5 protein-coding genes are annotated in these 5323 nt (G+C 40.9%); 2 read left to right on the top strand and 3 right to left on the bottom strand.

Going from position 1 to position 5323, the window contains the following annotated elements; translation table 11 throughout:
* Positions 1 to 776 precede the first annotated feature (776 nt).
* Both B2V92_RS02085 and B2V92_RS02080 read left to right on the top strand, forming a co-directional pair.
* The gene (locus B2V92_RS02085; RefSeq protein ID WP_293304403.1) at positions 777 to 950 is read left to right on the top strand and encodes a hypothetical protein; all 174 of its coding nucleotides are present in this window, start codon (positions 777 to 779) and stop codon (positions 948 to 950) included.
* A 27-nt stretch (positions 951 to 977) separates the two neighbouring features.
* On the top strand, positions 978 to 2387 hold the full coding sequence (locus B2V92_RS02080; protein ID WP_293304401.1) for an alkaline phosphatase: 1410 nt from the start codon (positions 978 to 980) through the stop codon (positions 2385 to 2387).
* Between the two features lie 281 nt (positions 2388 to 2668).
* Here B2V92_RS02080 and B2V92_RS02075 read toward each other — a convergent pair whose 3' ends face one another.
* The 3 genes from B2V92_RS02075 to B2V92_RS02065 form a co-directional block, all read right to left on the bottom strand.
* On the bottom strand, positions 2669 to 3451 hold the full coding sequence (locus B2V92_RS02075) for an HAD-IIA family hydrolase (protein WP_293304399.1): 783 nt from the start codon (positions 3449 to 3451) through the stop codon (positions 2669 to 2671).
* 269 nt (positions 3452 to 3720) lie between these two features.
* Entirely contained in the window at positions 3721 to 4449 is a 729-nt protein-coding gene (locus B2V92_RS02070) for an esterase family protein (RefSeq protein ID WP_293304397.1), read from the bottom strand.
* Positions 4450 to 4514: 65 nt separating this feature from the next.
* Positions 4515 to 5102 carry a GDSL-type esterase/lipase family protein gene (locus B2V92_RS02065; protein ID WP_293304395.1) on the bottom strand — a complete coding sequence of 196 codons (588 nt, stop codon included), beginning with the start codon at positions 5100 to 5102 and terminating at the stop codon, positions 4515 to 4517.
* Between the last annotated feature and the right edge of the window lie 221 nt (positions 5103 to 5323).

Here is a 5323-nt window from a genome sequence, read left to right as displayed (position 1 = left end):
TCCCCACGAACCACTTGCGAAAGCCTACTGGTCTTAGCGTCTCGCTAAGACCTTTTTTGTATTAAATCTTTTTCACCCATTTCTTATTCCGTGGCTCGTGTCCCCACGAACCACTTGCAAAAACTTACTGGTCTTAGCGTCCCGCTAAGACCTTTTTGTATTAAATCTTTTTCACACATTTCTTATTCCGCGGCTCGTGTCCCCACGAACCACTTGCGAAAACTTGCTGGTCTTAGCGTCCCGCTAAGACTTTTGTTTTTTTTGCTCGTTTTTGCCACGGTTCTAAAAAAAGTCGTCATCTCGATCGAAGCATAGCGGAGCGGAGAGATCTGTCACGATAAAATTTTCCTTATGCGTGTATTCCGTGGTTCGTGTCCTCACGCACCACTGGCGTTATCTTTTGTCCATTGTTTTTTCGCCACGGATACACGGAAAAACACGGATGAATTATCTTCATTCCGTGGTTAGTGTTCTCACGAACCACGAGCTATTTTTTTCTTTCTAGTAACATCATGCGTTACCGCCAGCTTATCCTTAATATTCGCTTAAAACCAGGTCATCAATATTAACAATATCATAACCCTGTCTCCTTATCTAGCTAACAGCTTCCCGTCATATTTGTAATAGAACATCAGGATCAGACTTCCCGGTTAAAAATAATCCTTGAGCGAACAATAAATCAGAATGATATGAGATTGGTTTCATGTATAGGTCTTTTAATGGTTATACCAGCAATTGCATTGCTAACCCATAGTAACGGGCATGAGGTAAATAAAATGGAAACTGTTGAAACCCGTAAACAAGATAAAACCATATCAATAACAAAGCAGGGGGTTGAACAGCCAGATTCCGTACAACTATCTAAAGTAAATAAAATACCTGTGCAAAATCATCCAGACCTTACAGCAAATAGTGCTGTTAAGCCCACCCCAATACCTACAGAACAATAAATAAAAGCACTATTGCTTTATCGGAATATGAATAGAAGATCGTTATTAAAAGGTGGCCTGTTGGCTGGCTTAAGTGTACCACTTGTTGGGTTAAAAGATGTAATCGCTACCCCTGTTGGCGGAACAAAGAAAGCAAAAAACATCATTATGATGGTGAGCGATGGAATGAGTACCGGTACCTTAAATATGGCCGATCTTTATGCCAACCGTGCCTATGGTAAAAGCAGTAAATGGTTAGGCCTATACCGCGATAATAAAGCCGTTCGTGCTTTGATGGATACCGCTTCGGCCAGTTCTATGGTTACCGATTCTGCAGCAGCCAGCTCCTCATGGGGTGGAGGTATGCGTGTTAAAAACGGTTCGCTCAATGTAGGGATGAAAGGAGAGAAACCTCAGCCTATCCTTCAGAAATTTAAAGAAAAAGGTAAAAAAGTGGGCTGTGTAACAACGGTTCCAATAACTCATGCTACGCCAGCGGGTTTTTGTGTAAATATCGATAACCGTGGCGGACAGGATATCATTGCTGAAATCTATCTTGGTTTAAAATTCGATGTGATGATGGGTGGCGGAAGCAAATATTTTGGAGAGAAAAGGCAAGGGGGCAACCTGATTCCAAAATTTCTTACACAGGGATATAAAGTTGCCGAAAACAGGAACGAAATGCTGGCGCTTGATAAATCGAAACCCGTTTTAGGTTTATTTGCAGAAGATGGATTACCCTATGAGGTAGACCGCATGCACGATGCCGAATTACAGAAAACAGTACCTACTTTAGCCGAAATGACGATGAAGGCCATTGAATTAATGAAAGATCATAAAGATGGTTTTGCCTTACAGGTAGAAGGTGGAAAGGTAGACTGGGCAGCACACTCAAACGATTTGGGCGGATTGATTTTTGATCAGCTGGCTTTTGACGAAGCAGTAGGTAAGGTGATCGAATTTGCAGAAAAAGATGGCGAAACTCTGGTAATCATCACTACCGACCATGGTAACGCGAATCCTGGTTTGTTTTATGCAGACGAAGCCAACAAAAAGTTCGATACCCTGCAAAATTTCAAACATAGTAATACCTGGTTGCTGGCTCAATTAAACCAATCGTTCAGCGAGCAGAAGATCATGGAAATCATTAAAGAAAACCAGGGTATAGAAATGAAAAGCGAAGATGTAAAATCGTTGCTAAACCATTTTAAAGATATTGTTCCGGGGCAATTGTATAACGAAGACAACCTTCCATTTTACGAATACGGAAAAATTTTAGGCAAATACACCGATGTACAATGGGCAGGCATGAATCATACCGGCGATTATGTTGAACTAACCATGTTCGGTCCGGGATCAGAGCAGTTGAAGCCTTTCGTTAAAAACTACGAACTGCATAACTTTATGCTAAAAGCCGCCGAAATGCCTGAACATTTTTTGGTGCCGCTAGCTAAATAGTTCATTGGTTCACTGGTCATTAGTTGATTGATCATTAGTTCATTGGTCAGGTCGCAAGTTCTTATTCATGTGGTGTCAGATGTTCCCATCTGACACCACAATTATGCTTTCTTGCCACGGAAACACGGAAATCACAGCTAAAATATGATTACGTTTATCTGTGTCTCCGTGGCTAAACCAATCTCTAATGTTATCCTCGAGTGCACTGAAGCTTTCTTATTTATATCGGTGCATTTAGACTCAAGACTTCGGACTTCCGACTCAGGACTTGGAACTCCAAACTATTTCTCCTCCCACCAGGTTAAAGGAAACTTGATTTCGTCAACAGAACTGGCAATCATATCCGGTTTAAAAGCGTAATGCCCTAAAGTATCCTTGCTCGAAATGCCCGAAAGTACCAAAATGGTTTTATAGCCCATTTGTACACCTCCCTGGATGTCTGTTTCCATGGTATCGCCTATAACAGTGGTTTCACTGGTTTCCAATCCTAAAAATTTACGGGCCGAGCGCATCATTACCGGACTTGGTTTACCTGTTACAAAAGCTTTTCTGCCGGTGGCTTCTTCAATCATGGCTGTGGTTGCTGCAATCCCCAAATTGTTCCATCCCGGTTTTTTTGGTGAAGGATCCCTGTTGGTAGTAATAAATTTTGCACCCGCAAGGATCATATCTACTGCCCGCTGAACCATTTCGAGGGTGAAATTTCTTCCTTCGCCCAATACCACAAACTCAGGGTCGGTATTTACCAATGTAATACCATGATCGTGCAAGCTGCTCAATAAACCTCCTTCACCAAGTACATAAGCAGTACCTTTAGGGCTTTGGTCTGAAAGAAATTTAGCGGTAGCCATGGCACTGGTATATACATGGCTTTCTTCAACCTTGATGCCCAGCCCTTTTAATTTGCGCACCACTTCCAATGGCGTTCTCTGGCTATTATTGGTCATAAATGCAAAGGGAATTTCTTCGTCGATCAGGTTTTTAATGAATCTGTCGGCTCCGGTTATGAGTGCTTCTCCACTATAAATCACCCCATCCATATCTATTAGTAATCCTTGTTTCATGTTTTAGTAGCTTTAATCTGCTTGTATGCAAACTTAATGTTTTCTTGTTCAATCAACGTTAAATTATAGATTTTGAACTTTCAGAATTGGGTAATTCTAGTGCTTTTAAGAGCTGTTTTATTTTTAATTGCAATAATTTCTGTCAGTAAAAAGAATATTGAAAATACGATCGGTTTTACGTTGAGGATTAAATATTAACCTATTATTTATAGTTGGGGTTAATGCGCCTAATGAAGGTATTGTATTCCTGTTACGATCGTTGGTAACCTTTAAATATACATCGGCGCCATTTTTCGCCAGTAATGGGGGCGGTGTGCATTACTTTCCCAGGTGTGGAACTGGTTGGGAATGCCTTTTTCCCATAATAAACTACTTAAATGCTGGTTTCCACTTAAAAACGGATCAGTTTCGCCAACCGCCAAAATAATTTCCATATTCCTAACGTCTGTAAGCAGTTTATCATCATTTAGGTTGGCCAGGTATTGTGCAGGCATGTTCAGGTAAACTTTTTCGTCGTGAAAGCCGTTCAACAGATCCCTGAAATCGCCGATGTTATCCGTAAGGTCGTACCTTCCGCTAATGCCAACGGCCTTTTTAAATAACCATGGATATTTCATTGCAAGGTTAATGGCATGATAGGCACCCATACTGCAACCTGCAGTTTCGATAAAATTACCGTCGTTTTTTTGATGGATTAAAGGTATTACCTCATCCAACAGATATTTTTCGTATTGGAGATGGCGCTCAATCCTTACTGATGGAAATACATCGTCATTATAAAAGCTTTCACCATCAATACTGTCTACACAGAAAACCTGGAGTTCGCCATTTTCGATCTGATGGCCCAAAGAAGCAATAATTCCCCAGTTCTCATAGTCGTAGAAGCGTGCCATGCGGGTAGGGAAAAAGATAACTGCCCGTCCGCTGTGCCCGAAAACCAGCAGCTCCATATCCCGTTGCAGATTATGGCTGAACCATTTGTGGTATTCCCTGTTCATCTGTTTTAAATCTTGATGGAAAAATAGTGAGCCGATGTTACCGGGATATTAATTAACGGTAATGATTAACCTAATTTTTCTTTAACAGCCTCGGTCCATAAGCGGTAGCCCTCTTCGCTTAAATGTAAACCATCATGATCATAAAGTGCCGGATTTGGATTGCCGGCTTTATCGAGCATCTTTTTAAAAACATCAATAAATTTCCAGTTTCCATTGAGTTTGATAATCTCACTTTCGATCAGGTTATTCGTGTACCGAAACTGATCGGCAATATGCCAGCGGTGAATACTCGGCTTTAAAGAAATAAAATAACAGGGGATTGTTCCGAACCTTAAGTTTACTTTCACCATCAACTGCTGAAAAAATATAAAGATTTCTTCAGGGTTCCTGCCGTCGCCAAGGTCGTTATCACCGGCATATACCACTAGTGCCTTCGGTTTGTAATCAGTCATGATCCTTTCGAAAAACCACACACAGGCAGCCAGGGTAGATCCGCCAAAACCCAGATTAGTTACTCTGGTAAAGTCGAAATCATCGTCCAAACTGTTCCATAAGCGTATAGACGAGCTCCCATAGAAAATAATCCCCGGATGATCGCGGTCTAAACGATATCTTCTTTCCAATTGTTTAACCTCTTCTTCGTACCAGTACATGCGCTAAAGATAAAAAGAACTGTCTTTTATAAGAATGGCCTGTGTGTTAAGTTTATGTGAAGGCATTCGCTAATTGGTTCATTGGCTCATTCGTTCATCCAATCATTTGTTCATTTAATCATTGGTTCATTCATTCATCCAATCATTCGTTCATTGGTTCATTCAATCATCGGTTATGGCCTCAGGTAATCTTCCCAAATCTTAATGTCCTTAATTTCTTA

This window comes from Pedobacter sp. UBA5917, assembly GCF_002432345.1.
Lineage (GTDB): Bacteria > Bacteroidota > Bacteroidia > Sphingobacteriales > Sphingobacteriaceae > Pedobacter.
Note: the sequence above shows the minus strand (reverse complement) of the source record. Positions and strands in the feature narration are given on the sequence as shown.

Bases quoted from the DNA above. Each gene is read 5' to 3' on its own strand.
- B2V92_RS02085 (WP_293304403.1), top strand. From the start codon at position 777: ATGGAAACTGTTGAAACCCGTAAACAAGATAAAACCATATCAATAACA.
- B2V92_RS02080 (WP_293304401.1), top strand. From the start codon at position 978: ATGAATAGAAGATCGTTATTAAAAGGTGGCCTGTTGGCTGGCTTAAGT.
- B2V92_RS02075 (WP_293304399.1), bottom strand. From the start codon at position 3,451: ATGAAACAAGGATTACTAATAGATATGGATGGGGTGATTTATAGTGGA.
- B2V92_RS02070 (WP_293304397.1), bottom strand. From the start codon at position 4,449: ATGAACAGGGAATACCACAAATGGTTCAGCCATAATCTGCAACGGGAT.
- B2V92_RS02065 (WP_293304395.1), bottom strand. From the start codon at position 5,102: ATGTACTGGTACGAAGAAGAGGTTAAACAATTGGAAAGAAGATATCGT.